Consider the following 25,924-nt stretch of genomic DNA (forward strand, 5'->3'; position numbering starts at 1 on the left):
AAGCACTTTTCAAAGTATATTAAAAGCGTTACCATATATTTATGTGTCTATAATAATAAATATTATTTAGCAAATGGGGTGAATATCATAGAAAAAAATAATAAAACCCAGGCATTCGCTAATTTAGTTCGTGCTTATAGAAAAACTTATATCGGCAAGGGTCCAGAGACTGTTAAAGTTTTCTTTAAAGACAATTGGGCTGTAGTTCACATGACCGGTAGTTTAAGCAAAGTTGAAAATCTTTATTTGCGTAATAAAGATTTAGAGAGTATGCTTAAATATGGAAGGACTGAAGAAGTAAAAGCATTATATAAACAAAGTCCACCAACTGAAATGGAAGAACTTGTCGGAGCAAAATTCGTTAAACTATTTACCGACCTCTCTTTAGAAGACGACGAAGTTGTTTCTATATTTGTTTTCGATCAAAATATTGAATAGATTTTAAAAACTAACTATATCATTATCATTTATAATTTACTTCAACTTTTTATAAGTTACTAATGCATACAATGTATTGAGTAAATATTAAAAAGTTATAAATATTAAAGGGATTGTCAAAAAGTACTTGGTGCTGTATTTGTTACTCCCCTCACTGAACGTATTAACATTCAAGGAGGTGGTTTATACAAATCCATCAAGTACTTTTTTTGATTCATTTAAATATGAATCACTCAACGTAATAAGTGCTTTTCATCATAGAAATAACTCAATAAAAAAAATTAGGAGTGTATATTATGAAAATTGTAGCATTATTCCCAGAGTATATAGAGGGCCAAGAAAACCAATTATTAAACACTAAGAAAGCAATCGGTTTAATTCCATTTTTAGAAGAAAAAGGACACGAACTCGTTATATTAACAGATAATAACGCGGACTTAGACAAGCATTTATCAGATATGGACGTTGTAATTAGCGCGCCCTTCTATCCAGCATACATGACAAAAGAACGTATAGAAAAATCACCAAACTTAAAATTAGCGATTACTGCTGGTGTAGGTTCTGATCACATAGATCTACAAGCTGCTAGTGAAAACAATATCGGCGTAGTTGAAGTAACTGGTAGTAATACCGTTAGTGTAGCTGAACATGCAGTTATGGATCTTCTCATTTTATTACGTAACTACGAAGAAGGACATCGTCAGTCTGTTGCAGGTGAGTGGAATTTATCTAAAGTTGGAAACCACGCACACGAATTACAAAATAAAACAATAGGTATTTTCGGTTTTGGTAGAATTGGTCAACTTGTTGCTGAAAGACTTGCACCATTTAACGTTAAAATTCAACATTATGATCCAATTAACCAAAAAGATAACAAAGATTCTAAATTTGTTAATTTTGATGAACTTGTTTCTACTAGCGATGCACTTACAATACATGCACCTTTAACACCAGATACAGACAATTTATTTGATTATAATGTATTAAGCCGTATGAAAGTTGGTAGTTATCTAGTAAATACTGCACGTGGTAAAATTGTAAACACAAATGATTTAGTAGAACTTTTAACTGCAAAACACATCCAAGGATATGCTGGAGATGTATGGTACCCGCAGCCAGCACCAGCTGATCATTCATGGAGAACTATGCCTAGAAATGCAATGACAGTGCATTATTCTGGTATGACTTTAGAAGCACAAGAACGAATTGAAGAAGGTGTAAAAGATATTTTAAATCGCTTCTTTAACAATGAACCGTTTCAAGATAAAGATATAATTGTTTCCGGCGGTAAAATTTCAAGCGCTAGTTATAAGAGCAATAAAAGTAAGTAATAACCAATTAATAACAGATATATCAGATATTCTAATTAGTAGAAATGTATTATTTTAAATTAATATCCACATCTAAATCCCACACTTTAAAGATAATGTATAATATTAATAACGATTAAATCAAAGTTAACTACTAATATTAAATCTATTTTGATTAACTAAAGCATATGTAATGTTTAAACTGATCATACGACAGAAAAGGCTGAGACAATTAAAATTTGTCTCAGCCTTAATCATTTTATAGGAAAAGATGACGAAATATTTTTAAATAAAATATATTTCTGTCCCAATCCTTTTTCACTATTTTTTAAATTTAACTTTAGCTACTTTAAATAAAAATTTAGGTATCGATTTCATTCTACCTATACGCTTCCAATCAATTAACAAGCGATAAATCCATTCAATATTTAACTTCCTAAATACCATAGGTGCTCGTTTTTTTGCACCACTGAATACTTCGATTGATCCACCTACCCCCATTAACACTGTTTGGTTAAATTGATCTAAGTGACGTTCTATCCACTGTTCTTGTCTTGGATAACCCATACCAACAAACACATAATCCGGATCAAAAGAAGTTACTTGTTTTAATACCATCTCATCTGATAAATCAAAAAAACCATGGTGGTAATCAAAAATAATATTAGGGTATTTTTCAGCTAGTTTATGTTGCGCCGTTTTAACAACATCATTTTCAGCACCTAGTAGAAATACTTTTTGTTGATTTACATTAGCAATTTTTAAACATGCTTCCATCAATTCAATACCTGGAACTCTGGATTTTAAAGGCGTATTAAGTATTCTCGCTGCCTTAACGATGCCAGTCCCATCCGGCACTACATAATCTGCACGGTTTATTAAATTTCTATAATTCTCATTCTCCGTAGCATAATCTACAATTTCAGGATTTGCAGTTACAATAAACAAACTTCTAGAACTTAATGTTAAGAAAAATTGTTTAATATTGTCTTGCATTTCCTCTAGAGTAACGTTATCAAAATATACAGATAACACATTTACTTTATTTGCTTTGTTGCTTCCCGTCATGTTTTAGAATCTCCTAACTCATTTATAGCGCTTTATCATTATAGTTTATGATTGTTATATTAACACATTATGATTCCTCCATATAATATAAGTAGATACTAATCATCTTTTTATTCAAAATCTACATCCAAAGTCCAAATGCTTTATTTCAAAATTTACTTTATACTTAATATTGCGCTATGACTGTTTTTACTTTCTATAAAAGCGTTTATTGAAAACTAAAATCGAGGTTATATTATGTCATATTTACAATCATTTTTTAGCTCTTTAATACAACTCAATTTATACTGGGTCGTGTTGATAGCTTTAATATATGTTTTGATTCATTCTTATCGCAACAAACCAATAAATCAAATTTTAGATATATACTTAAATTACATCCCCGTATTAACACATGAATTCGGACATATCTTATTTAATAAAATAAGTGGCGGTAAAGCTAAAGATTTAGTGATTGTTTCCTCACCTTCAGAACGTATCGAGACTTCTCAACAAGGTTTCGCCATTACTCAATCCAAATCACGCTTAGGACAATCCATTACCACTTTTGGCGGGTATGTTATGCCACCACTAATGTTATTTATTGGTTTTTGGGCACTAGATTCACAGTATCCTAGTTTATTTATTACGGCATACTTAATCATTTTTATATATTTTTTAATATTAACTTCCAGAAAACTATTGCCAATTATCATTGTAATATTGTTATTTACTTTGCTTTATTTCTTATTCCAAAGCGATAATCAACTCATGATGTTTTACATTGTAGCAATCACCTATCATTTCATTCTAGGTGTACTTTTAGGCGAGGTTATACAATCCTCATGGACTATTTTTAAACTAACATTTTCACACCAATCAGTTACTTGGGATGGCTCAACTCTTAAATCATTAACTTATATACCTACATTCATTTTTAGTATTATTTGGATAGCAATCAATTTATTTACTATTTATCAATTGTTTCATGTTTATTTTACAACCTAAAAACCTAGTTAGATTGGTATCAGAAACTAGATAAACGCCTTCATGAGATATGCAAATAAACCCCCTCCAAAGTTTTCATTTTTTTATGATTACTTGGAGGGGGTATCATTAACGATAGTTTAAGCACCTTCATAAAGTGGAGGTGCTTTTTTTGAATACAGCACATGTCAAAGCTCAATTTGCAGCATCATTTTTCTGCATAGATATGTGCTGCGTTATCATAGCTTAATACTGTAACTTGATCACCTTTTTTAACAATAATGACTTTGTTGGTATCATCTCTATTGATAATTTCTATTTGCTCATCTATTAAAATTGCTTTACTTGATAAATAAATTAATAAGTCCGTTCTATCACGTACTCTTTTAATTGTTACTATATCACCAGTTTCAAAAGACAATAGATTCGTTGTGTATAGTTCTTTATATTGATTTTCTCTTGGTATTACGCCCCCATGAGGACACGTTATTGGGTAATCTAATAATTTATCTAAACGATCAACAAACAAATGAGATACTCTATGTTCCAATACCTCTGCTTCTTGATGCACTTCTTCCCAATTATATTGCAAAATTTTTATTAAAAATAATTCCAATAAACGATGACGTTTAATTATATCTAAAGTATAAGTTAAACCCGTTTCAGAAAGTTTCACACCTTTATAAGGTTTAGTTTCTACATATCCCGACTTTTCTAAACGATTAACCATTTCACTTACAGAAGGTGGTTTAATATTTAAATATTGGGAAAGTGTTTTGTTTGAAACGAAAGAATGGTCGCCATCATGCGTTAAAATTGCTTTTAAATAATCTTCCTTTTCTTCAGTTAGCATTATCTCACCTCTCAAGTCATTCATCTTATTGTATCACGAATCGACTTGACACGCTAAAAGTTCATGGTATATTATAAATGAAATTAGGTTAACCTAAAATTATTATTAAGGAGGATGAAAATGCTAGAAGTTGAAAATTTGAATCTTACATTAGGAAATAAACATGTTCTACAAAATGTTAATTTATCCATCCCCATTAATGGTGAAATAATCGGGATTATGGGTCCTAATGGAGCTGGGAAATCATCTTTAATTAAATCTCTTATCGGAGAATTTAAATCGACAGGCAAAGCCCAATTAAATGGTTCTCCCATACAAAATGATTTAAAATCTATAACTTATATCCCACAAAAAGCGCATATTGACCTAGATTTTCCTATTAATGTGGAGCATGTGGTCATGTCAGGTGCATATAAAGATATAGGGTGGTTTAAATGGGTAAATCCCGAAACAAAAAAAAGATTAAATCAATTAATGGATACCTTAGAATTAAAAGATTTACGTCATCGTCAAATTTCAGAACTAAGTGGTGGACAGTTACAACGTGTGCTAGTAGCTCGCGCTTTAATGACTGATAGCACATTATACTTACTAGATGAACCTTTTGTTGGAATTGACTTTCACAGTGAACAAATCATTATGTCACAATTACGAATTCTAAAAGAATCCGGAAAATTACTGCTCATTGTACATCATGATTTATCAAAAACTGATGAATATTTTGATCGCGTAATTCTTTTAAACAGAAATATTCGTTACTTTGGGGACAGCAGCACTGCTATGAAACCTGAGCATTTAAACAACACATTTATAAGTGCTCCGTCACAACATGAAACTGCCTAGTATTTTAGAAAGGACGTAACTTATAATGGAATTTTTTCAACAATTACTCGATTATAAATTTTTAAGTAATGCATTAATTATTTCAATTGTTGTAGGTATTGTATGCGGAACAGTCGGCTCTCTTATTGTTCTTAGAGGCCTTTCATTAATGGGAGATGCCATGAGCCATGCCGTACTACCAGGTGTAGCATTATCATTTTTATTCAATATACCTATGTTTATTGGTGCTTTAGCAACTGGGATGGTGGCAAGTATTTTTATTGGTTTTATTACTAAAAATAGTAAAACCAAATCCGACGCAGCTATTGGCATTAGCTATACTGCATTTTTAGCTTTGGGTATTATATTAGTCAGTTTAATCAATAGTACTACCGATTTATATCATATTTTATTCGGTAATTTACTCGCAGTTACACAAGTCACATTCTGGTCAACTATCGTTGTTGGAGTTTTAGTAATGTTATTAATTATTGTTTTTTATAGACCTTTAATGGTTTCAACATTCGATCCAGTATTCAGCAGAATGAGTGGCCTAAATACAACATTAATTCATTACTTTGTAATGCTATTACTATCTCTTGTAACTGTAGCAAGCATTCAAACTGTCGGTATTATACTGGTGGTAGCTTTACTTATAACACCAGCATCTGCCGCATTTTTAATTTCTAAAAAATTACATACCATGATGATTGTGGCTAGTCTAATTAGTACTGTAAGTGCTATTGTCGGACTATATTTCAGCTACGTTTATAACATCCCTAGTGGTGCAACGATTGTATTCTTCGCATTCTTAATTTATATCGTTATTTTTGCTTTAACTAAATTAGAACTTTTTAAAAAGAGAGGACAACAAACATGAAGAAATTACTATCACTCGCTTTAATATTTTTACTATTTTTAGCAGCCTGTGGTAACGACAAGAATGACTCAGGTTCAAATTCTAACGAAAAATTAAAAGTTGTAACAACAAACTCTATTTTATATGACATGGTTAAAAACGCTGGCGGCAAAAACGTTGAAATTCACAGTATCGTACCAATAGGCCAAGATCCACATGAATACGAAGTTAAGCCTAAAGATATTAAAGCGTTAACTGATGCTGATATCGTTTTTTATAACGGCTTAAATTTAGAAACAGGTAATGGTTGGTTTGATAAAGCCTTATCTCAAGCTGGTAAGTCAGCAAAAGATGACAGTGTGGTAAAAGTGTCTGACAAAGTAAAACCATTATACTTAAACGATGCTGAAGGCGATGAAAGTAAACAAGACCCACATGCTTGGTTAAGCCTTGAAAATGGAATAAAATACGTAGAAACAATTAGAGATACCTTACTTAAACACGATAAAGCACATAATGATGATATCAAATCGCACAGCAAAGATTATATCGCTAAATTAGAAGAGTTAAATAAAGAGAGTCATGAAAAATTCAATGATATACCAAAAGATCGGAGAGCCATGATTACAAGTGAAGGTGCATTTAAATATTTCTCTAAACAATATGATATTACACCAGGTTATATTTGGGAGATAAACACTGAAAAACAAGGCACGCCAGAACAAATGAAACAAGCGATTCAATTCGTAAAAGATCATGACTTAAAACATCTTCTTGTTGAAACAAGCGTAGATAAGAAGAGTATGCAAAGCTTAAGTGAAGAAACTAATAAAGATATATACGGTGAAGTATTTACTGATTCAATTGGTCAAGAAGGATCAAAAGGTGATTCTTATTACAATATGATGAAGTCAAATATCGAAACTGTTCACGGAAGCATGGAATAAATGGTTTGGGCTATTTAACCTAGATAATAGGTGAATAGTCCCATGCCGTACAGCTTTCCTCCTAATTGCGTACGGCATGGTGGTATTCAAGCCTTAAATCATCTCCCTAACTCCATCAATGGCTGGTTCCTCCCCCCATTGATGGAGATTTTTATAATACTTTTAAATAAAGTACATAATTATATTTTTCTAAACAAAATAATAGATTTCATAAAAAAGCAGATTCCATCAATGGAATCTGCTTTTTTATGATTTAATCCGTCAGACTATCTACAATAATCATTTCATCATAATTTATCGCTTCACGGATTTTTAATGCTGTCACTTCACTTACTTCTTCATCTTCAACAAGTTGATTTAAAATACGACGTTGCTCTTTAAGTGCAAGTAATTTAATTTTTGTTATTGAATTTTCATTTTTAGGATTAAAGAAATTGGAAGGTGTTAAGTTATCGATACGAAGAAGATAGCTATCACAAATCATACCGACTTCTAATTTATTATCCTCAGTTGTTTCTTTTGCTAAACGGCTCACAACACGATAGTGAACTGTACGCATTACATTTGAAATCTCTTGTAAGTTATCAATTATGGATAACGGAGATGCCGCATTAGTTTTTACTTTATACTTAATTCTTCTTTTTAAAATCATTGCTCTGAATTCAACTTTTATACGTTGTATTAATGAAGCCTGTTTATAAACTTGAGTACGCTCTGTATAACGCATATAGTTATCTAACACGTTAGTAGTAATATCGCCATTCTCAACTAAGTTATTGAGTGTATGGTTCTCTACATCAAATGCTAATTTTTGTAATCTTTGAAGTTCTTTAGTATTTTCATCTTCATTTTCAACAGTTCTTAGGAAAGCCAATTTATCATGATAATCCTTAATTACGTTGCCATATTGAAAACTAGATTCTACTGAAGACATTTGATTTAAATTATCTATTACTTTTTCTAAAATATACACACGGGCTTGTTTGAAATTCATACCCACAACTTTAGGTTTTTTAGCGTTAGGAGTAACAATAGGAAGTACAAATTGTGCTACGATTAAACTGATGATGACCATGCCTGAAGCTATAAACAATAGATCATCTCTAAAAGTAAACGAGTGATGATTTGCAAGCATATAAGGTAATGTTAAAGCAATGGCTAAAGAAATCGTCCCATGAACACCACATAAAGTCATGATAAACGCATACATGCCACGTTTAGGTGGTGTTTCCTTTACTTTGGTTTCATCTTCATTATATGAAATCATTTTCTGGAATGGGCTCACTGGTAAATAAAAATACGGATATAAAACAAAAACCCATAAAAATCTAAATAAATAAATAGCTAAGGCGATTAAACATGTCACCACTATTAAGAAAATTAAATTGTGTGGTTCATTTTCAATGATACGCCCAACCACTTCAGGAATTAAATAGCCTAAAATAGAGAATACAAAACCATTCAAAGCATATCCCAAAATATTCCAAGTATGGTTATAGCTCATCTGCAATCTTGTACGTGCTTGAGCAATACGATCACGTTCAAAACCATGAACTAAACCAGCAATTACTGCTGCAATAATACCAGAAGCATGGAACATTTCTGCCACGATATAAGTTACAAATGGTGTGACTAATTGAATAAATGTGAACATATTAATATTTTCAATACCACGACGAGACAATGTCACTCTAAATCTAACAAGCGCAACACCTATGATTAAACCTACGACAAAACCGCCAATTGAAGAAATTAAGAACTGTTCAACAGCATTAATCATTGAGAAACCACCTGTAATCAGTGCTGCTACAGCAATTTTAAAGGATATGATACCAGCTGCATCATTTAAGAGAGATTCACCCTCTAAAATTGTCATAGAACCCTTCGGTAATACTTTCCCATTAGTTATAGCTTGTACTGCTACTGCATCAGTTGGACATAATATCGCGGCCAACGCAAAGGCAGCTGCCATCGGTAATTCTGGCCAAATCCAATGTACAAATAGTCCTACCACTATAACTGTAGTAACTACTAGTCCTAACGCCATCATTAAGACTGGTTTTATGTACCGTCGCAAATGAACACGTGAAACTTTAACACCTTCAACAAACAGTAGCGGTGCAATTAAAGCGACCATAAATAGTTCCGAATCAAATCGAAATTCAACGGGGATTGGTGTCACATACAATAACATACCTAATACAATTTGGATAAAAGCCAATGGTACCTTAGGAAGTATTGTGTGGACCAGCGAACTTACAATAACAAGTGCTAAAAATATAAGTATCGTTTCAAATATTTGCAAGGTTTCACCTCTTTTCAACATAATTATTCATTCATAATTGTTGAGGTTGAAACATAAAATAATATTGTTTTTTATTGAATATATTGTGTTTCAAACTCTTACTCATCAAATACCAAACGTATTTCATCCCCAATTTGATAATTAATTTAAAAATTAACATAATTACAAATATATATTATTTTATCATTTTATAGACTATCCCTTAAACGTAATGCACCTAAAAACTACAATTTTCTACTTTAAAGTAAAATTATAGTTAATTAACCCATTTTAACAAAAAGACACTTCTTAAAATATGAGAAGTGTCTCCTTGAAACAAATTAGTAATCATGTTCTTTTTCATAAGTTTTTCTTCTGCGTTCTTCACGCTCATGTGCACGTTTTTTCAATTGTTCAAATGTGTTATTCTCAGTAGCGCTCAATAATATATTCGTTTGTCTAGGGGCATCACTTTTTCTATACATATACGCGCCAGTACGGTATGCTGCACGAGAAATTAAGTGTCCCCCAACAGGAGATGTTAAATTAATAAACACTAAAGCGAGAATAAGTCTTACACTTAAATAACCTTGTGACGAAATAAAATATATGATAACGCCCACAAGCGTCAATAATACAGATAACGTTGAACTTTTCGTTGCCGCATGGCTACGTAAAAAGACATCTTGGAATTTAATTAAACCAATGGCACTAATTAAAGCTATAATACTTCCTAAAAATATCATAAAGGCTGCAATAAGATTAACGATTTCGCTTGTTATTTGCATTGAAGACGTGCCCCCCTTCTATAAATCTAGAAATCGACACTGTACTTACAAAGGAAATAATGGCGATGAGTAATATCGAATCCAAGAATGAGAATGTGCCAAACACGATGCTTAACAATCCAACCATCGACATTAATATTGCACTGGCAGCATCAAATGCAACTACTCTATCTGCAGTAGTCGGGCCCTTTATCAATCTAAATAGTGTTAGTAACAAAGCTATGCCAAATATAATTAGCGCACTCGTAATAAAGAAGTCTATTAGATATTCAATCATTCTGCCACCTCCAATATGAGTCCTTCATATTGTCTGATACTTTTCAGTAATTTCTGCTTTTCTTTATCTGAAACATCAATAGCATGTATAAAGAACTTTTGCTTTTCTTTGGAAATTCTAATAACTGTAGATCCAGGTGTGATAATAATTAAAATTGTTAGGAAAGATACTTCCCAATCTGTATCTAAAGTTGTTTCATAAGTTACTAATCCAGGATTTAAGTCCTTTGTTTTAAATAATATATAATTGATTGTCGTAATACTTGAAGTAATTAGCTGATAAAGATAAACTACTAAAAACTTAATGCTGACCCAAACTTTTTTTAAATAGAATTGTTGCCCAAAGAAACGATGTAAAATATAGATAACCAATAAACCTATGAGGTAACCTGCGAAAAAGGTCGATATTTTAAAAGAATCTTCATCTTGAAAAAGGACCCATAAAAAGGCAATTACGATATTAAGTAAGACTTGTCTCATTATTTATCCTCCTTCATTAAATGAGGATTAACCATTTTTTCGTACAATCCATCATCCATATTTAAATGCGTCGCATTATCGGTTACTTTAAATATTAACGGCGCCGCGATACCCATTGCGATAATTGTTGCCACTAAGATACCTATAAGGACTTTTCGGTATTGTGGAATTTTTTTAAATACAATAGCCTCGCCTCTTTGTTCATTGCCTAGATACATCACAAAGAAAACTCTAAATAAACTAAACATTGCTATTAAGCTTGTAATAATCATCAGCGTTAAACCAATATAGTTGCCATTTTCAATTGCACCTTCAAAAATGAAAACCTTACCAGGGAAACCGCTTAATGGAGGCACACCACCGATTGCTAAAATCATCACTACAAATGCTACACCAAAGAATGGTTCTTGTTTCGCCAATCCATGTAAACTTCGATATTGTCTATAACCCGTCACGTATACTAGACTACCTATAATAAAGAATAGTAACGTTTTAACTACAATATCATTCGCTAAATAGAAAATAGCACCGTTCACACCTGCAAAAGTATTTGTTCCCAACCCTAAAATTACGAAACCAATAGATAAAATAACCTGATATGCTGCAATTTTTTTAATATCTTTATATGCAAGTACACCAAAAGCACCTATTAACATTGTAATACAAGATAAGAAAACTAATAATGGGTGTGAAATCCCATGATGTTCATCAAATATAAGTGTAAAGAAACGAATTAATGCATAAGCACCAACTTTAGTCATTAATGCTGCAAATAGTGCTGCTAATTCTGTATTTAGCACTGCATATGCTTTAGGTAACCACATAAATAGTACTAATGCAGCTTTTGCACCAAATGCAATTAAGAACACCATTGAAACAATTACGATAGAACTTTTGTCATTCATTTCATTTAGTCGTTGGGATACAAGTGTGAAATTTAATGTACCTGTTAATTTGTACAATAAGCCAATGCCTAATAATAATAACCATGAACCTAAAATATTAAGTACGACATAGATAATTGCAGCACGTAATTGTTCTACTGATTGCCCTAATGTAATAAGTACGAATGATGCCAATAACATCACTTCAAACATAACATAGATATTGAATAAGTCTGCAGTTAGAAATGAGCCTATTACGCCGACAGTTAAGAATAAAATAAAACTAGGTAAATAGTAACGTATCGCTCTTTTCTCAGTTCGTCCAAAGCCATATGCCATAATCAGCGTAACAACAAAACTTGAAGTTACAACCAACAATAAACTTAAGGAATCTCCGACAAATTGAATGCCGTATGGCGCTTTCCAACCACCAAAATCTAACGCAAGCGGTTTGTTATACATCACATAAATAAGCAATGTTAAAGAAACTAACGTTGTAAGAGCCATTGTACCAATTGAAAAGATCCTAGATAACCTACTGTGCGTACGAATGAACACTAAACCTAAACCACAAACAGCTGGCAGTAGTAATGGTAATATTAATAAATTACTCATCATTGTCGTCATCACCTCTCAGTACATCGATTTCGTCTTCTTTAGTTACACGATATGTTCTATAGACAAGTACTAAGAGAAAGGCAGTCATTGCGAACCCGATAACAATTGCAGTTAATACAATCGCTTGTAATAAAGGATCCACAAATTGCTTGCTTCCTTCACCAATTAAAGGCTCAACCATATCTTTGCTGTATTTCCCCATACTCATAATAATTAGATTACCAGCATGCGTGTATATCGAAATTCCAATAACAATTCTTATTAAATTGACTGATAATATCATATACGTTCCAATAAATATTAAAAAGCCAATAACCATTAATAAAATTAAATTCATGAGCGACCACCACTAATTGAAAGCATAACTGTAACAACCACACCTACAACGGATAATACAATACCCGCTTCAAATAGCGTTACAGTCGATAAATGTACTTCACCTAGCAATGGTAGCTGTACATATGCATCTGTTTGATAAAGGAACGGTTTACCAAAGAACATAGGTACAACTGCTGTAATAAATGATAGTAAAGAACCACAAATCATTAGAATTCTGAAATCTAATGGTAATGCGACTAAAACTTGTTTAACGTCGAAGGCCAAAAACATCAATAGAAATGCTGAACTGAAAACGAGACCGCCAATAAAGCCACCACCTGGATTATTATGACCAGCTAAAAACAGATAAAATCCAAAAGTTAATAAGATAAATACGACAATCTTCGTTATCGTTCGTAATACAACATCATTCTCTTTCATCTTGACCCCTCCGTTCTTTAAAGTTAAGTAATGTGTAAATGCCTAAACCAGCTATGATTAACACCATACCTTCAAACAATGTATCTAAAGCACGGAAATCACCTAGTATTGAATTCACAATGTTTTTACCACCTGCTAAATTATAAGCATCATGATAAAACGTTGAAATGGTAGGCATTGAATCACTTTGTTGAGCGATAAATACCAGTGTCACGACAATGATTGCCATCAACAGTGAAACGACAATTTTGACTGCTTCACGCTTTTTGTGTACTTTAGCACGTGGGACGTTTGGTAGTCTTGAAAAACTTACGATAAACAGAATCGTAGTAATCGTTTCTACCACTAATTGTGTTAATGCTAAATCTGGCGCTTTCATTAAAATGAAGAAAATTGTAACACAATAACCAATAATTCCATTAAGTATAACCATAGTTAAACGTTGACGAATAAACGTTAAAGCTATACCGAGTACAAATACAACGATTAATGTAATTACTTCAATTGGACCAAATTCACTGACATGAATCTGTTGGACGTGTGGGAAGCCTGCTTGAATAATCCCATAAATGACAACCATACTAAATATTAATAAAGTTAAGGTAATATAATGATTTAAGCGGTTATTCATTAAAGTACGAATACCATAACCAGAAAAGTGTTCGAATTGATTATATGACCCCAAATATAAGTCGGTGATAGATTTCACCTTAAGTTTATTAGCATAGTTTTTCCAATTTATTTTAAAGGCCATCGTAAACCCAACAACTATTACAATAATGCTTAATATGAGAGGTAAATTGAAGCCATGCCACTGAGCAATATGTGGCGCCACATTATCTACTTTTTCTCCAATTGTGATACTTCGAAATGCCGGTAAAATAACATAATGTCCAAAAACATTTGGAACAAAAAAGATAACCGGTAATAAAATCATCATAATTGCAGAAGGTAGAGTAAAGACAAACGGTTCATGTGGTGATTTTATCGGTAAATCTGCTTTTTGATAATCTCCCCAGAATACTTCCTTAATCATGTAAGCTGAATATATTAAAGTAAAGATACTTGCTAAAACCCCAATAACTGTTATAACTATAGTTAATGAAAGATTAAATTGAGGTAGTTCAACCGCACTAATTAGGCCATCAAAGAACATCTCTTTACTAAGAAACCCATTTAGGAATGGTATACCGGCCATAGAGAACGCTGATAATAACATAACAATGTGGGTGATTGGAAACACCTTTCTTAATCCAGACAATCGACGGATATCTCTCGTACCTGTTTCATGATCGATGATACCTACGCCCATAAATAATGCACCTTTAAATAGCGCATGATTCATAAGATGGAATAAAGCTGCAAATAAGATAAAACCATATGCTTCAGATAATGTACCAGTAGGGTGTTGTGCAAATCCACCACCTAAACCAACCATAGCAACAATCATACCTAATTGACTTATTGTTGAATAAGCTAATATAGCTTTCATATCAAACTGTCTTGTTGCATTAACTGCTCCAAATATCATGGTAATTAGACCAATGAATGTCACACAATAAATATAAAAATCACTCAATCCTAATAATGGTGTAAACCTAAATAATAAGAAAATACCTGCTTTAACCATTGTTGCAGAGTGTAAATAAGCACTTACTGGTGTAGGTGCAGCCATTGCTTTCGGTAACCATATGTGGAACGGAAACTGTGCTGACTTTGTAAATGCACCAATCAAGAATAATATAACAATTGGGATAAAAAGATTACTTTCAGCAACCTTATCACTTTGCTCAATAATAGAAGATATAGAATTCGTACCTGTTACAGTATAGACCATGATGAACCCTACTAATAAAGCAAGTCCACCAAACACTGTAATCATAAACGATTGAATCGCACCAAATTGACTCTCACCTTTACTATACCAATATGCAATTAGTAAAAATGAAGAAACACTCGTCAATTCCCAAAATACATACATTAAAATGGTATTATTTGCAGTAACTACGCCTAACATACTAATCATAAAAAGTAATAAATATATATAAAAACGTGGTAAATTATCATGTTCTTTCGATAGATACTGAGTAGCATAGAAAAATACTGCTAATCCAATAAGTGAAATCAACAAGCTAAAGAATAAACTTAAGCCATCCAATCTAAAATCTATATTAATATCCAACAATGTAAGCCACGGTATTTTTACTGATACAAAATGCCCGTGCATTACTTGTGGTAATTGCCATAAAAAGTATATAGAGGCAACGATGGGCGCTAAGAGTGCGATATGACCTGCAAATCTTTGGATTTTAGGCGTAGCCATTGTTACTAATAAAAGTAACATTATTAAAAATAAAGCTCCAAGTAGATAGACTAAACTCATCGTATTCCCCCTTTAATTGTAATTTATAAGTTTAACGCTATTGTCGTATTACTTTTCTTTGTAGAAATACCTATAAATTTCATCGTTTCATAAGTAGTTTGATGGCCGAGGTATTTTTGAATAATAGATATAGATATACCTGCTTGATAAGCATGATATGCAAATGTTTTCCTCAAAGTGGTCAAACCAATATGCAACATTCCTAAGTCGTTAGCAGCCGCATGTATAATTCGGTAGGCTTGTTGCCTCGATAAACCTTTAAATGTTCTATTTGATTGAAACAGCAATTGATTTTCCTTTAGACCTTCCTCATTTATATAATCAAATAACTCACTTCTTAAATCATCAGGTAATTTGATATAAATGTTAGGTGCATGGTCTTCAAGCCAATATAATTTTATGTGATTATCTGCTCCTTTGACATCATTCACACATAAATTCAATAATTCAGATAGTTTAACACCTGTATGTATTGCAAATTTAAACAGTAAATAATCCCGTCTAGACTTACAACTCAATACTTTATACATTGATTTAATTTCTTCAATATCCCTAATAGGATCTACTTGATTCATATTTTCACCTCTCACGCCATAAATGTTTCTTATTTAATGATATATGATGTTTATGTCACATGAAAGTGTTTAATACAAATTTTTAAAATTTTTTTGACCGTTTTGCTATTCTCAATCGATATATATAGTGAAAGGAGGTTAATTATAATGAATAATATAAGTCAACTCGCAGTCACATTATCTCGTACATTGTTCGACAAAAATGGTAAAGCTAGTCAGTTTAAGCGTCATTTCACTAATTTAAATACAGACGTAAAACCTGAACAACTTAAAAGTTTCAAATCCATTATAGAGCAAATCACAGGAGAAAGATTTGACAAACTTGAAGTCATTAAGACAGAAACGATTAATTAAGGAGGAAACAGAATATGTCACAAACGTTAGAACTTATTTTCAACGATGCTGTTAACAAGACGGTTAAATTACAAATACCTAAAATCGAGCACTTTATAAATGAATCGGCCGTAAAAGAAGGGATGATCAAATTAATTCAGTTAGATATTTTGAGACCGAAAGCAGGCATTCCTAAAACAGCGCATGCTGCACAAATTATAGATAAATCTACTAAACTTATATTTGAAAATTAACTACCTAGCAACTACGACGTAATGGACTATAATTAAAGTCATTACGCAAAAAGGCTTGAAACAAATGTTTCAGGCCTTTTTACTGGTTAATAATAAATGTCACATCATAATAATCAACTGACTACTTTTCTATTCTAATCTATCATTAATCTCTCGAAGGTCTTAGCCTAACGGTATCACCAAAAAATATCTTCTTCTTACCCAATTTTTTACACATTGAATATTTATCATATACTTCAACAATTTGAGCTAAATTTTTATAGGTACGTCTAGGATTTAACACTTCTATAAATTGATTCTTTTTTATTTGATCGTTACTGCCTGCACCAACAAAAAAAGTTTCCTCATCTAAAAGACGAATTATGGAAAGTTGTTTCAATATCTATAGTCACTCACTTCTAAAATTACTTTCATTATTCAAAATACATTAATTTTGTTAATTTTTATTATATAAAAAACATCAACATACGTATTTTATTATACTTTGTTTGTTGTGTACATTATTTTCTCTGATATACATATATTTCTGCTCCTAATTTAAATGTATGCATACATTAATCTTTCCTTTATAATATAGTTATCTCGAAGGAAAGCGTGATTTAATGTTTCTCTTATATATCATTGGTATTGTTGCAGGAATGGTAGTTCCATTTCAAACTTCAATCAATTCTAGATTGAGTTTATATACAAGATCTTCATTCTATGCATCAACGATTTCATTTGCAACAGGAACTCTTTTTTTAATTTTAATTAATCTTATTATTAACCCCCATGTCTTTACAGGGCAATTTTATAGTAATCAATCGTTAAATTATCAATGGTTTGTTGGTGGTATACTAGGTGTTATTTTCTTAACAGGGAATCTATTACTTTTACCTCGTTTAGGCGCTTCTTTAACAGTCGTTATGACTGTAGCAGGCCAAATTATAATGGGCGTGGCAATTGATAGCTTTGGATGGTTCGGCGCCGATAAACATACTTTCACCTTACTAAAAGTATTAGGAATCCTTTTTTTAATTTTCGGCATTTTACTTATGAATTATGTCCGACGAGATCCTAAAGACAAAGCACAATATTCAACGGTATATATATGGCTTATAATTGGCTTTATATTTGGCTTCTGTCCACCTATCCAAACAGCTATTAATAGTGCGTTGGGTCAACAACTACATTCATCAATAATGGCATCACTTATATCCTTTACAGTTGGAACCATTGTATTGTTTATATTGACACTGATATTTAACAAAAGTCTTAAAGTTGCAACTTTTAATAATAAACAAGGCAAATTAAAACCCATTTATTTTATCGGTGGCATATTAGGTGTAATCTTCGTAACAACAAATATTATCTTGATGCCACATTTAGGCGCTGCGCTAACAACTATTATTGTTATGCTAGGTCAAATGCTAATGGGTATCGTCATAGATCATTTTGGTCTCTTAGGCACAAATGTTAATAAAGTAACACCGCGTAAAATTTCAGGGATTATAGCCATTATGATTGGTATTATATTGTTAAGATTATTTTAAAATTGTGATAGTGCGTCATTTACTTTTACCAAACTGTAAATGATGCGCTTTTTTTATAGCACATTAAGTCATTTTCACTGTATAATCAAACCATATTAACAACAAGAGGTGACCTCATTGCGAAAATTTTTTGTATTACTTACATTAATAATAATTTTAAGTAGTATGGCATTATTTTACTGGTTTTACTTAAAATCAATGTCCCCTAATCAGACAAATTCTCATATAGAAACTATTAAAATTAAGTACGAACCCTCCTATCACTTTTCAGGCATACAGTCCCCAACCCAAATAACAAAAATACTATTAGAAACAGATAAAGGTTATATTCATAATTGGTTTATAAAAAATAATGACATTGTAAAAAAACATCAACCACTCTTCGAATATTACAATCCGACCACCGAACATCTCATCGCTAAGAAGCAAAAATATCTTTCACACTTAAAACAAAAAAAACCACGATTACAGTCAATTATTAGTAATGAAATCAGCCGAACTCAATCAGAAATTGAATCACTACAATCAACGTTACGTACCGTCATATATGCTCCTTTTGAAGGTAACATCCATATAAACCAAAATTTTCCTACTAAAGATAAAGAACTTATTCTGCAAATTTTTAATTCTAATGCTATAATCAAGTCTGTTGTTTCTGAATCACTTATAGCACAATTACATGAAAATGATAAAGTATTGCTTAAAGATGATAACCAACAAAGTTTCACTGGTGAAATAAAATATATTTCTAAATTACCATTACAATTTGATCCTGCAGCTAAACATTCACAATATAATGTAGAAATAAGTAGTAACTTTAAAACATTATATGGCAGACATTATAATATTGAAAAACCTAATAAAAAAATTGTAATACCAAAAACCGCAATATATGATGACAAATTTGTTTTCTTACAAAGAAATAAAAAATTTATTAAACGGGTTATCAAACCACAAAATATGGGTAATAAAAAAGATGTATTAATTCTTGAAGGTTTAAAACAAGGAGACATAATCGCTAGAAACGTTGATGCAGTGCCGTCTAAAAATTAGATGTGCACTGTATAAATAGCGATTATCTTTAAATACAAAACGCTTATTTACTATTTTTATCAAATTACGACAAATTGAAATAAAGATATATTAATTTCAATTCAATCATTGGTATGTATAGAATTGAATTAATATCTGAAATCATTTACGTAACGCTTAAACAGTTTTTTGTTTACTTTCTATTTTTATTTAGTTATAATAAACTAAATAATAGTGGTTTTAATATATTTTACCCAAATATAATTAAGCCATAGATTATGATAAACTCTTTGTTTTACACTTTGAATTAAGACAAATAATTATACAAAAACATTTTTAATATGTATATTTGATTGGGCATATAGAATTAGGGAGGAATAATAGGATGGCTATCACCAAAATCAATGATTGTTTTGAATTATTAGCTATGGTTACTTACGCTGATAAATTAAAAGGTATTATCAAAAAAGAATTTTCTGTAAGTTTTGAGGAGTTTGCTGTATTAACATATATCAGCGAGCACGAAAGTGAAGAATATTATTTAAAAGATATTATTAACCACTTAAACTATAAACAACCTCAAGTTGTTAAAGCAGTTAAAAACTTATCACAAGAAGATTACTTCGATAAAAAACGTAATGAACATGATGAAAGAACTGTATTAATTTTAGTAAACACAAAACAACGTAAGAAAATTAATGAGTTATTATCACGCGTTAACGATCGTATTAAAGCAGCAAACGACGATAACGAAGTATAAATTTTTCATTAACAGAATTAGAACGGTTAGACATAACTGATTAATAAGTGACTTACAGCCCCTGTTAGAAGCACTTATTTTATTTAAATCAGCCTATGCAAATTAAAAATAAGCCTAAGACATGATTCATTATGTCTTAGGCTTATTTTTATGTATGTCATAGTTTACAAGTGCTTACCATTGAAACAATACATAAAAAAGAATATCAAAAATATCACTTTAATATTTTTGATATTCTGTAGTATTTATAAAATCGCTATAAACATCTAAAAAATGTTTTGGTTCTTCAATATGAGGTGCATGACCAGAATGTTCAAATTCTATCATTTGTAATGAAGTAAATGCATAATGATACTTTTCTATTACTTCAATAGGAACTAATGGATCATACTTTCCATTAATAATCAATGTAGGTGTATCCGTATTTTTAATAACGACATCTTTATTAAATACTGGAAATTCCATTAATGCTCTCGTGGCTACTGCACTATCTTCAGCCGATTGTCTACTATAAATTAATTGGTTCTGGAACCATCTTTTTGCTTTATCCTCTGCTTGATACATATAGGGTAACAATAAAATGAGTGATTCTGATTTATCGAAACCTTCAATTTCATCTTGATGTTCAATCATTAATTTATTTAATCCATGTACGCTATCAATTAAGTTACAAGCTATCAATGTCAGCGTCTTTACCATCGAATTATATCTATCACTAAAATGTTTTGCAACCAAACCGCCCATATCATGCCCAATAATATGCGCCGTTGAAATATCTAACTTTGTCATCAATCCCTTTAAATCTTCTACGTGATCTTCTAAATTAAATGAATTGGGTTTAGATGATTTACCGTGACCTCTAACATCGTAAACAATAACTTCGTAATGTTGCTTTAAGCCCTCTTTCAAACTAAATAACGAAGCCATATTACCATCTAGTCCATGGATTAATATAATAGGAAAACCTTGACCCTCTCGGATGTAAGCAATCTCGTTGTTACAGTTTGTTACTAATTTTTTCATTATGGGTCACCTCCCCTTACAAAAGTAATATACCCCATTTCGAAAGCGCGTATGCTATATTTTTTATTTTTAATTATTTTATAATCTGATATGTTTTATACACACTTTAAGTACAATAAAAACACGTACCATTTTGTAGTCATAAGACTTTGAATAAACGGCACGTGTTTCAGTTCACTTTTTAATTAATCCAAAAATTGATATTAGTTTCGTGAAGAAATTCGAATAGTGTAATAAATAATCACAATAAGTAGTAAAATCCATATAACTATAGAGGCAATTTGTGTAATACTTGAGTTACTTATCATGGCATCAATAGTCTTTTGACATAAAAGTAAACCAATACCTGTAAATTCTAATCTTCTAAAATACAGACCTGATATACTAAATAAAATTCCGATAAAAAATACAGCTTGATGTGCATAAATTGTAACAGCAACAATGCCTAAATTGATATTAAAGCCTTGTAAGACAACAAGTACCATCGATATAACAGCGACTCCTAATCCTATAACCATTTCGAATTTATTACTATATAGATAATTCTTCCAATCAATCCTTAAATATATAAAAATTGAAATGGGTAAAATCACTAGACAATAAAAAATAGAGGTGCCTGTTGCTGCTTGGAATGGCACATATTGTTTATCATATAAGTAAGATAACAAGATAAAATTCACGATAAAAAATATGATGGGATTCAATTGTAGAGTGAATAAATTACGTTGTATAGTTAATATAATTTCCGCTGGTGATTTACGTCTATATTCTATATAATCTTCATCTTTTGCTTCTGATTTTTTCAAATCTTTTTTTAGTTTCTCTTTAATATCATCTATTAAATTGGGAGAAAGCCCTTTATGAGTAAAATAGTCATTTATATTTTCTACTAAAACTTTGTCATTAACTCTCATGATTGGCTCCTTTGAATCATTTTTTATTTATGTAACGCCCCATTATTTTAAAGTCATTAAAATAGTTTAATCTTTAATTCAGTTAATAGTCTCACATTACTCTCTATTTTAACAATAAATTAAGGCTAAGACATTAATAAATGTCTTAGCCTCTCAATTAATATTGGTATTTCAAGTATCACTTTAAAGAACCACTTTTTTAAAGTCACACTATTTAACCATTAAAATTATAATTCGCTACCACACAATTCGTTAAAATGTTACAAAGTAAATGTTATTTCCCCATATCTATACGATATAGTTTGATATTTTTATCACTTGGTGATGCTGAACTAAATTGGTAAGATAATTCATCATCTTGTACATAGCCAAAGTTACCAGTGACATCATTATAATGTTCACGTGTAACAGCATTTTTACTTACCTGTGACTTAACATCTTTATATGTTGGGCCATTTGTATCATTGTAACTCATAGAAACACGGGTAATTTTACCTTTGTTTTTCTTACCGTCTGCCGTCACAACAAGCACACCGTTATCTTTTTTAAATTCATAATAATGTTCATTACCATCAGGACTATATGAATAAATTGGTGCGTTATTCTCATTCAATACGCTTTGTATAGAAGCACCTATTTTAGCACCTTCTAGCGTTGTATCTCCTTGTTGAAGTGATTTAACACTTTGGATAGAGTTACCTGATGCTGCCTCAACACTACCTGTACTAAATCCAGAGATCGCTAAACCTGAAACTAGGACTGCTGCAAATACTTTTTTCATAAGCACTCTCTCCTTCTGTATATATAAGTTATCTTGTGCTTATCTATATTGTACTATAAATATTACTAAAATAACAGTGGTGTTACAAAAATATTACAAAAACTCTTCGTACTGTAATCAAAGTAACAATTATATTCTAACGACCTAGATTGTGTTATTAAGCTTTAGATAGATGAAATCATCCCATTTTCACAATTCCCACTCAATCCTTTTATATTATTATCTAATGACATTTGTTCCTCCCACAGTAATGGCATTCTATCGAATCACACTTCCCATTTTGCTTTCAAACAAAAAAACAAACCAAATGCTATAATTAACTTTTGGTTTGCTTACAATACTGTTTTTAATATAACGTTGCTGGTTCGTTTTCTTTAATAAATTCAGTTACAACATCTACAAATTTTTCTTTTTCTTCTACAAATGGATATAACCCTGATGCTGTAAACACTTCAAATTCCACTTTTCCTATATAGTCACCTACTTCTTTTGCTTCAACAACGGTTGTTCTCGCACCATGTTGCCCTGCAACAATTAAAGTTGGTGAATTAACTTCACTTAAATAACGCATAATATCGTTATCATTAAATGAGGCTTTTACAGCATTTAATTCTGCTTTTGTTGCAATGCTATTTGTATCATCTACTTGTTTTAAGAATTTTTTAGCTTTGCGTTTAGAATAATATAAATGCTTATCCAGGAATTTTTGTTGTGTTTCTTTATCCCAATTTCTAATTAGGTCAGCGTGCTTACGATACAAGCGTTCCTCTGGTGACATATCACTTAATAACGTGGGATTAATTAATGTTAATGAACTTGTCATTTCTGGATATAATGATGCAAATGATACTGCAACAGAAGCACCTAATTCATGACCGATAAATGCGCACTGAGTTACATATAAGTGATCTAATAACGCTTTAATATCCTCTGCATATGTTTCAAAATTAATTTCATTTGGTTTATCTGAATAACCATGACCACGTAAATCCACTAATATAACTTGATTATTCTTATTAAATTTTTCTTCAATATCATTAAAAACAGTTAAATTGTCTAACGCAGTGTGTATCATCACTATCACATTGCCTTCTCCACTTGTTCTATAATTTAAGGCTACACCATCTCTAGTTGTAAATAGATTCATAATTATCTCCCTTTCTTTGCAATAGGTAATATAGAAAGCAGTTCTTCAGTTGTATTGATTGTAAAGTCTACTTCTTCCGGTAAAGGCTCTACATCGACTGTTTCCTCTTCTTTAAACCAGACACTAATCATGCCCATCGCTCTTGCTGGCGCTACATCATTTAGAGGGTCATCGCCCACATACATTGTCTCTTCTGGCTTTGTCCCTAATTGCTTTAACATATCTTCAAAAATCCTTGGATGTGGTTTGCGATACCCAACAGTTTCTGAAGTGGATAAATAGTTAATAGCATCTTCTACACCTAATGCATGCATTCGATATTGCTTAATTTTAGATTTACCATTGGCTATGACACCTGTTAAATAACCACTGTTTGTCAATTTTTCTAAAGTATATAATGTATCGTAATATGGAAAGACGTAACGGTAAAAATGCATTTCAAAGTCATGAAATAAATCTTTCCAAGTTAACCGATCAACGTGAAAATCTTTAATAATTGCTTTATACAGTTCTGGTTTATCATGATCTTCATCATCATCTAGTTCAATAAATTTTCTTTTAAAATCTTCAAGTTGAATGCGCACCAAATAATCATGGAATCGTTCATATTGCTCTTCAATAAATTTTTCACGTGATTTTTTTCTGTCTAAAAGTGTACCTTCTAAATCAAATACGACCGCTTTAACTTGTGTTAAGTCCATCATCATAACCTCTTTATAAACATTTTTTCAAACAAGCAAATTTTGCTTTAAAATTTTTAAATAGCACTATCTAACTATGAACACGCGATTGTGTTATCATAATATAAAATAATACTGGAATACCGAGTAAAGCTAAAATAATACTAGCTGGTATTTGGAAAGGATCTAGCAACGTGCTCCCCAACCAATCTGATAGTACCATAATTGTACCACCTATAAGCATGTTCAGTACCATTTGTTGACCTAAATTATAATGTACCCTATTTCTTCTTACAAGTTGAGGAATAACCATTCCAATAAATCCAATAACTCCCACATATGCCACAATCACTGCAGTCATAATTGAAGCAATTAACAATAGAATATATGTCACTCTTTTCACATTTAGTCCTAATGATTGCGCACGTAAATCTCCAAGTTGTAATAACTTTATTTTAGAAATCATACCAAATAGTATTATCACACTTATGAGGGTTACAACACCAATATAAATGACTTCATTGTACTCTGCAGATGAAAACCCACCAAACATATAATTTACTATATTCTTCATTTTACTTTGATTAAATATAACCAAAACATATAAAAATGCATTAAATAGTGCGCCTATCATAATGCCAGCTAATATTAATGTTCTAATTGGATAGCCTTTTGACATGGCTGTAGTTAAAGTAATAACTAAGATTAGTGTAATTATACTAAACACTACTGAAAACATTGGCAACCATATAAATGAAACACCTATGACAACAGCTAAACCTGAGCCAAACGTTGCACCACTTGCGAGACCTAAAGTAAAACTATCTGCTAGCGGGTTATTTAGTAACGTTTGAAACATATGTCCTGCTAATGTTAAGCCTACTCCTGCTAATAATGCTTGCAACATTCTCGGCATTCTCACTTGATATAAAATTGTTTGGGATAATTCATCATTCACTTGTCCAATTCCCCACATCAAACTAAATAAAATGCTTGTTATAAGAAGTATTAACCATATGATGATTGCTTTATAATATCTCATTTCTTTCTAAGCCACGCTTTCACTTACATATTTCAACTATTACAATACCACCTGTAGCCCATTAACACTATATTTAATCATATGAATTTCTTTAAATTATAAAAAGAGAGCGAAAC

Annotated in this window: 28 protein-coding genes and 1 pseudogene; 11 read left to right on the forward strand and 18 right to left on the reverse strand. The window is 31.3% G+C overall.

Going from position 1 to position 25,924, the window contains the following annotated elements; genetic code table 11:
* Window positions 1-78: 78 nt before the first annotated feature.
* Both ACW5YJ_RS13095 and ACW5YJ_RS13100 read left to right on the forward strand, forming a co-directional pair.
* Window positions 79-438 (forward strand): Na-translocating system protein MpsC family protein, encoded by a 360-nt coding sequence (locus ACW5YJ_RS13095; RefSeq protein ID WP_107545834.1) that lies wholly within the window; start codon window positions 79-81, stop codon window positions 436-438.
* A 296-nt stretch (window positions 439-734) separates the two neighbouring features.
* Entirely contained in the window at window positions 735-1,769 is a 1,035-nt protein-coding gene (locus ACW5YJ_RS13100; RefSeq protein WP_107551211.1) for an NAD-dependent formate dehydrogenase, read from the forward strand.
* 300 nt (window positions 1,770-2,069) lie between these two features.
* On the opposite strand, the gene tarA is transcribed toward ACW5YJ_RS13100, so the two are convergent.
* Window positions 2,070-2,816 (reverse strand): N-acetylglucosaminyldiphosphoundecaprenol N-acetyl-beta-D-mannosaminyltransferase TarA, encoded by a 747-nt coding sequence (gene tarA / locus ACW5YJ_RS13105; RefSeq protein WP_017722621.1) that lies wholly within the window; start codon window positions 2,814-2,816, stop codon window positions 2,070-2,072.
* Between the two features lie 237 nt (window positions 2,817-3,053).
* Between tarA and ACW5YJ_RS13110 the strand changes: the two genes are divergently transcribed.
* The gene (locus ACW5YJ_RS13110) at window positions 3,054-3,803 is read left to right on the forward strand and encodes a M50 family metallopeptidase (protein WP_119603710.1); all 750 of its coding nucleotides are present in this window, start codon (window positions 3,054-3,056) and stop codon (window positions 3,801-3,803) included.
* Between the two features lie 187 nt (window positions 3,804-3,990).
* Here the strand turns inward: ACW5YJ_RS13110 and ACW5YJ_RS13115 are convergent, their stop codons facing one another.
* Window positions 3,991-4,635, reverse strand: coding sequence for a metal-dependent transcriptional regulator (locus ACW5YJ_RS13115; protein ID WP_017722623.1), 645 nt, complete (start codon window positions 4,633-4,635; stop codon window positions 3,991-3,993).
* A 120-nt stretch (window positions 4,636-4,755) separates the two neighbouring features.
* On the opposite strand from ACW5YJ_RS13115, the gene ACW5YJ_RS13120 reads away from it, so the two are divergent.
* The 3 genes from ACW5YJ_RS13120 to mntC are packed head-to-tail and all read left to right on the forward strand — an operon-like array spanning window position 4,756 to window position 7,263.
* Window positions 4,756-5,478: a metal ABC transporter ATP-binding protein gene (locus tag ACW5YJ_RS13120; protein ID WP_017722624.1), complete on the forward strand. Its 723-nt coding sequence runs from the start codon at window positions 4,756-4,758 to the stop codon at window positions 5,476-5,478.
* A 25-nt stretch (window positions 5,479-5,503) separates the two neighbouring features.
* Entirely contained in the window at window positions 5,504-6,337 is an 834-nt protein-coding gene (locus tag ACW5YJ_RS13125) for a metal ABC transporter permease (protein ID WP_017722625.1), read from the forward strand.
* Window positions 6,334-7,263 carry a manganese ABC transporter substrate-binding lipoprotein MntC gene (gene mntC, locus ACW5YJ_RS13130; protein WP_017722626.1) on the forward strand — a complete coding sequence of 310 codons (930 nt, stop codon included), beginning with the start codon at window positions 6,334-6,336 and terminating at the stop codon, window positions 7,261-7,263. The genes ACW5YJ_RS13125 and mntC overlap by 4 nt, the downstream gene beginning before the upstream one ends.
* Window positions 7,264-7,516: 253 nt before the next feature.
* Here mntC and ACW5YJ_RS13135 read toward each other — a convergent pair whose 3' ends face one another.
* The 9 genes from ACW5YJ_RS13135 to ACW5YJ_RS13175 all read right to left on the reverse strand — a co-directional run bounded on the left by ACW5YJ_RS13135 (window position 7,517) and on the right by ACW5YJ_RS13175 (window position 16,310).
* Complete coding sequence (locus ACW5YJ_RS13135) at window positions 7,517-9,568, reverse strand: cation:proton antiporter (protein ID WP_017722628.1); 2,052 nt, start codon at window positions 9,566-9,568, stop codon at window positions 7,517-7,519.
* Window positions 9,569-9,888: 320 nt separating this feature from the next.
* A complete protein-coding gene (locus ACW5YJ_RS13140; RefSeq protein ID WP_017722629.1) occupies window positions 9,889-10,335 on the reverse strand; it encodes a Na+/H+ antiporter subunit G in 447 nt (148 codons plus the stop codon).
* A complete protein-coding gene (mnhF2, locus tag ACW5YJ_RS13145; RefSeq protein WP_017722630.1) occupies window positions 10,310-10,612 on the reverse strand; it encodes a Na+/H+ antiporter Mnh2 subunit F in 303 nt (100 codons plus the stop codon). Before mnhF2 ends, ACW5YJ_RS13140 begins: the two co-directional genes overlap by 26 nt.
* Entirely contained in the window at window positions 10,609-11,091 is a 483-nt protein-coding gene (gene mnhE2 / locus ACW5YJ_RS13150; protein WP_017722631.1) for a Na+/H+ antiporter Mnh2 subunit E, read from the reverse strand. The genes mnhF2 and mnhE2 overlap by 4 nt, the downstream gene beginning before the upstream one ends.
* The gene (gene mnhD2, locus ACW5YJ_RS13155; protein WP_017722632.1) at window positions 11,091-12,593 is read right to left on the reverse strand and encodes a Na+/H+ antiporter Mnh2 subunit D; all 1,503 of its coding nucleotides are present in this window, start codon (window positions 12,591-12,593) and stop codon (window positions 11,091-11,093) included. Before mnhD2 ends, mnhE2 begins: the two co-directional genes overlap by 1 nt.
* Window positions 12,583-12,930: a Na+/H+ antiporter Mnh2 subunit C gene (gene mnhC2 / locus ACW5YJ_RS13160; RefSeq protein WP_017722633.1), complete on the reverse strand. Its 348-nt coding sequence runs from the start codon at window positions 12,928-12,930 to the stop codon at window positions 12,583-12,585. The genes mnhD2 and mnhC2 overlap by 11 nt, the downstream gene beginning before the upstream one ends.
* Window positions 12,927-13,352 (reverse strand): Na+/H+ antiporter Mnh2 subunit B, encoded by a 426-nt coding sequence (mnhB2, locus tag ACW5YJ_RS13165; protein WP_017722634.1) that lies wholly within the window; start codon window positions 13,350-13,352, stop codon window positions 12,927-12,929. The genes mnhC2 and mnhB2 overlap by 4 nt, the downstream gene beginning before the upstream one ends.
* Window positions 13,339-15,735: a DUF4040 family protein gene (locus tag ACW5YJ_RS13170; RefSeq protein ID WP_017722635.1), complete on the reverse strand. Its 2,397-nt coding sequence runs from the start codon at window positions 15,733-15,735 to the stop codon at window positions 13,339-13,341. The genes mnhB2 and ACW5YJ_RS13170 overlap by 14 nt, the downstream gene beginning before the upstream one ends.
* A gap of 23 nt (window positions 15,736-15,758) precedes the next feature.
* Window positions 15,759-16,310: a tyrosine-type recombinase/integrase gene (locus ACW5YJ_RS13175; protein WP_017722636.1), complete on the reverse strand. Its 552-nt coding sequence runs from the start codon at window positions 16,308-16,310 to the stop codon at window positions 15,759-15,761.
* Window positions 16,311-16,457: 147 nt separating this feature from the next.
* On the opposite strand from ACW5YJ_RS13175, the gene sroA reads away from it, so the two are divergent.
* Together sroA and ACW5YJ_RS13185 are read left to right on the forward strand one after the other, a co-directional pair.
* Window positions 16,458-16,664, forward strand: coding sequence for a sigS mRNA-stabilizing protein SroA (sroA, locus tag ACW5YJ_RS13180; RefSeq protein WP_017722637.1), 207 nt, complete (start codon window positions 16,458-16,460; stop codon window positions 16,662-16,664).
* Between the two features lie 14 nt (window positions 16,665-16,678).
* A complete protein-coding gene (locus ACW5YJ_RS13185) occupies window positions 16,679-16,897 on the forward strand; it encodes a DUF2922 domain-containing protein (RefSeq protein WP_017722638.1) in 219 nt (72 codons plus the stop codon).
* 145 nt (window positions 16,898-17,042) lie between these two features.
* Here ACW5YJ_RS13185 and ACW5YJ_RS13190 read toward each other — a convergent pair whose 3' ends face one another.
* Window positions 17,043-17,276, reverse strand: coding sequence for a hypothetical protein (locus tag ACW5YJ_RS13190; RefSeq protein WP_017722639.1), 234 nt, complete (start codon window positions 17,274-17,276; stop codon window positions 17,043-17,045).
* 223 nt (window positions 17,277-17,499) lie between these two features.
* Between ACW5YJ_RS13190 and ACW5YJ_RS13195 the strand changes: the two genes are divergently transcribed.
* The 3 genes from ACW5YJ_RS13195 to sarA all read left to right on the forward strand — a co-directional run bounded on the left by ACW5YJ_RS13195 (window position 17,500) and on the right by sarA (window position 20,221).
* A complete protein-coding gene (locus ACW5YJ_RS13195; protein ID WP_017722640.1) occupies window positions 17,500-18,429 on the forward strand; it encodes a DMT family transporter in 930 nt (309 codons plus the stop codon).
* 108 nt (window positions 18,430-18,537) lie between these two features.
* Window positions 18,538-19,482, forward strand: coding sequence for an HlyD family efflux transporter periplasmic adaptor subunit (locus ACW5YJ_RS13200; protein WP_230454273.1), 945 nt, complete (start codon window positions 18,538-18,540; stop codon window positions 19,480-19,482).
* A 364-nt stretch (window positions 19,483-19,846) separates the two neighbouring features.
* On the forward strand, window positions 19,847-20,221 hold the full coding sequence (gene sarA, locus ACW5YJ_RS13205; RefSeq protein ID WP_017722642.1) for a global transcriptional regulator SarA: 375 nt from the start codon (window positions 19,847-19,849) through the stop codon (window positions 20,219-20,221).
* Between the two features lie 219 nt (window positions 20,222-20,440).
* Here the strand turns inward: sarA and ACW5YJ_RS13210 are convergent, their stop codons facing one another.
* From ACW5YJ_RS13210 to ACW5YJ_RS13235, 6 genes and pseudogenes are all read right to left on the reverse strand, one after another.
* Window positions 20,441-21,244 (reverse strand): alpha/beta fold hydrolase, encoded by an 804-nt coding sequence (locus tag ACW5YJ_RS13210; protein ID WP_107551205.1) that lies wholly within the window; start codon window positions 21,242-21,244, stop codon window positions 20,441-20,443.
* A gap of 203 nt (window positions 21,245-21,447) precedes the next feature.
* Entirely contained in the window at window positions 21,448-22,158 is a 711-nt protein-coding gene (locus tag ACW5YJ_RS13215) for a hypothetical protein (protein WP_017722644.1), read from the reverse strand.
* Between the two features lie 274 nt (window positions 22,159-22,432).
* Window positions 22,433-22,939 (reverse strand): SA0570 family protein, encoded by a 507-nt coding sequence (locus tag ACW5YJ_RS13220; protein WP_017722645.1) that lies wholly within the window; start codon window positions 22,937-22,939, stop codon window positions 22,433-22,435.
* A gap of 346 nt (window positions 22,940-23,285) precedes the next feature.
* Window positions 23,286-24,086, reverse strand: coding sequence for an alpha/beta fold hydrolase (locus tag ACW5YJ_RS13225; RefSeq protein ID WP_426432535.1), 801 nt, complete (start codon window positions 24,084-24,086; stop codon window positions 23,286-23,288).
* A pseudogene (locus ACW5YJ_RS13230) lies at window positions 24,067-24,787 on the reverse strand (HAD family hydrolase). Before ACW5YJ_RS13230 ends, ACW5YJ_RS13225 begins: the two are co-directional and overlap by 20 nt.
* A 70-nt stretch (window positions 24,788-24,857) precedes the next feature.
* Window positions 24,858-25,808: a FecCD family ABC transporter permease gene (locus ACW5YJ_RS13235; protein WP_171915219.1), complete on the reverse strand. Its 951-nt coding sequence runs from the start codon at window positions 25,806-25,808 to the stop codon at window positions 24,858-24,860.
* Between the last annotated feature and the right edge of the window lie 116 nt (window positions 25,809-25,924).

It is taken from the genome of Staphylococcus sp. mip270_02 (assembly GCF_054031535.1).

Coding starts and splice junctions, on each gene's coding strand:
- ACW5YJ_RS13125 (WP_017722625.1), top strand. CDS start 5,504: ATGGAATTTTTTCAACAATTACTCGATTATAAATTTTTAAGTAATGCA.
- ACW5YJ_RS13210 (WP_107551205.1), bottom strand. CDS start 21,244: ATGAAAAAATTAGTAACAAACTGTAACAACGAGATTGCTTACATCCGA.
- ACW5YJ_RS13225 (WP_426432535.1), bottom strand. CDS start 24,086: ATGAATCTATTTACAACTAGAGATGGTGTAGCCTTAAATTATAGAACA.
- ACW5YJ_RS13220 (WP_017722645.1), bottom strand. CDS start 22,939: ATGAAAAAAGTATTTGCAGCAGTCCTAGTTTCAGGTTTAGCGATCTCT.
- mnhF2 (WP_017722630.1), bottom strand. CDS start 10,612: ATGATTGAATATCTAATAGACTTCTTTATTACGAGTGCGCTAATTATA.
- mnhD2 (WP_017722632.1), bottom strand. CDS start 12,593: ATGATGAGTAATTTATTAATATTACCATTACTACTGCCAGCTGTTTGT.
- sarA (WP_017722642.1), top strand. CDS start 19,847: ATGGCTATCACCAAAATCAATGATTGTTTTGAATTATTAGCTATGGTT.
- ACW5YJ_RS13215 (WP_017722644.1), bottom strand. CDS start 22,158: ATGAGAGTTAATGACAAAGTTTTAGTAGAAAATATAAATGACTATTTT.
- sroA (WP_017722637.1), top strand. CDS start 16,458: ATGAATAATATAAGTCAACTCGCAGTCACATTATCTCGTACATTGTTC.
- ACW5YJ_RS13185 (WP_017722638.1), top strand. CDS start 16,679: ATGTCACAAACGTTAGAACTTATTTTCAACGATGCTGTTAACAAGACG.
- mntC (WP_017722626.1), top strand. CDS start 6,334: ATGAAGAAATTACTATCACTCGCTTTAATATTTTTACTATTTTTAGCA.
- mnhC2 (WP_017722633.1), bottom strand. CDS start 12,930: ATGAATTTAATTTTATTAATGGTTATTGGCTTTTTAATATTTATTGGA.
- ACW5YJ_RS13175 (WP_017722636.1), bottom strand. CDS start 16,310: ATGAATCAAGTAGATCCTATTAGGGATATTGAAGAAATTAAATCAATG.
- mnhB2 (WP_017722634.1), bottom strand. CDS start 13,352: ATGAAAGAGAATGATGTTGTATTACGAACGATAACGAAGATTGTCGTA.
- ACW5YJ_RS13110 (WP_119603710.1), top strand. CDS start 3,054: ATGTCATATTTACAATCATTTTTTAGCTCTTTAATACAACTCAATTTA.
- ACW5YJ_RS13140 (WP_017722629.1), bottom strand. CDS start 10,335: ATGCAAATAACAAGCGAAATCGTTAATCTTATTGCAGCCTTTATGATA.
- tarA (WP_017722621.1), bottom strand. CDS start 2,816: ATGACGGGAAGCAACAAAGCAAATAAAGTAAATGTGTTATCTGTATAT.
- ACW5YJ_RS13100 (WP_107551211.1), top strand. CDS start 735: ATGAAAATTGTAGCATTATTCCCAGAGTATATAGAGGGCCAAGAAAAC.
- ACW5YJ_RS13120 (WP_017722624.1), top strand. CDS start 4,756: ATGCTAGAAGTTGAAAATTTGAATCTTACATTAGGAAATAAACATGTT.
- mnhE2 (WP_017722631.1), bottom strand. CDS start 11,091: ATGAGACAAGTCTTACTTAATATCGTAATTGCCTTTTTATGGGTCCTT.
- ACW5YJ_RS13235 (WP_171915219.1), bottom strand. CDS start 25,808: ATGAGATATTATAAAGCAATCATCATATGGTTAATACTTCTTATAACA.
- ACW5YJ_RS13195 (WP_017722640.1), top strand. CDS start 17,500: ATGTTTCTCTTATATATCATTGGTATTGTTGCAGGAATGGTAGTTCCA.
- ACW5YJ_RS13170 (WP_017722635.1), bottom strand. CDS start 15,735: ATGAGTTTAGTCTATCTACTTGGAGCTTTATTTTTAATAATGTTACTT.
- ACW5YJ_RS13115 (WP_017722623.1), bottom strand. CDS start 4,635: ATGCTAACTGAAGAAAAGGAAGATTATTTAAAAGCAATTTTAACGCAT.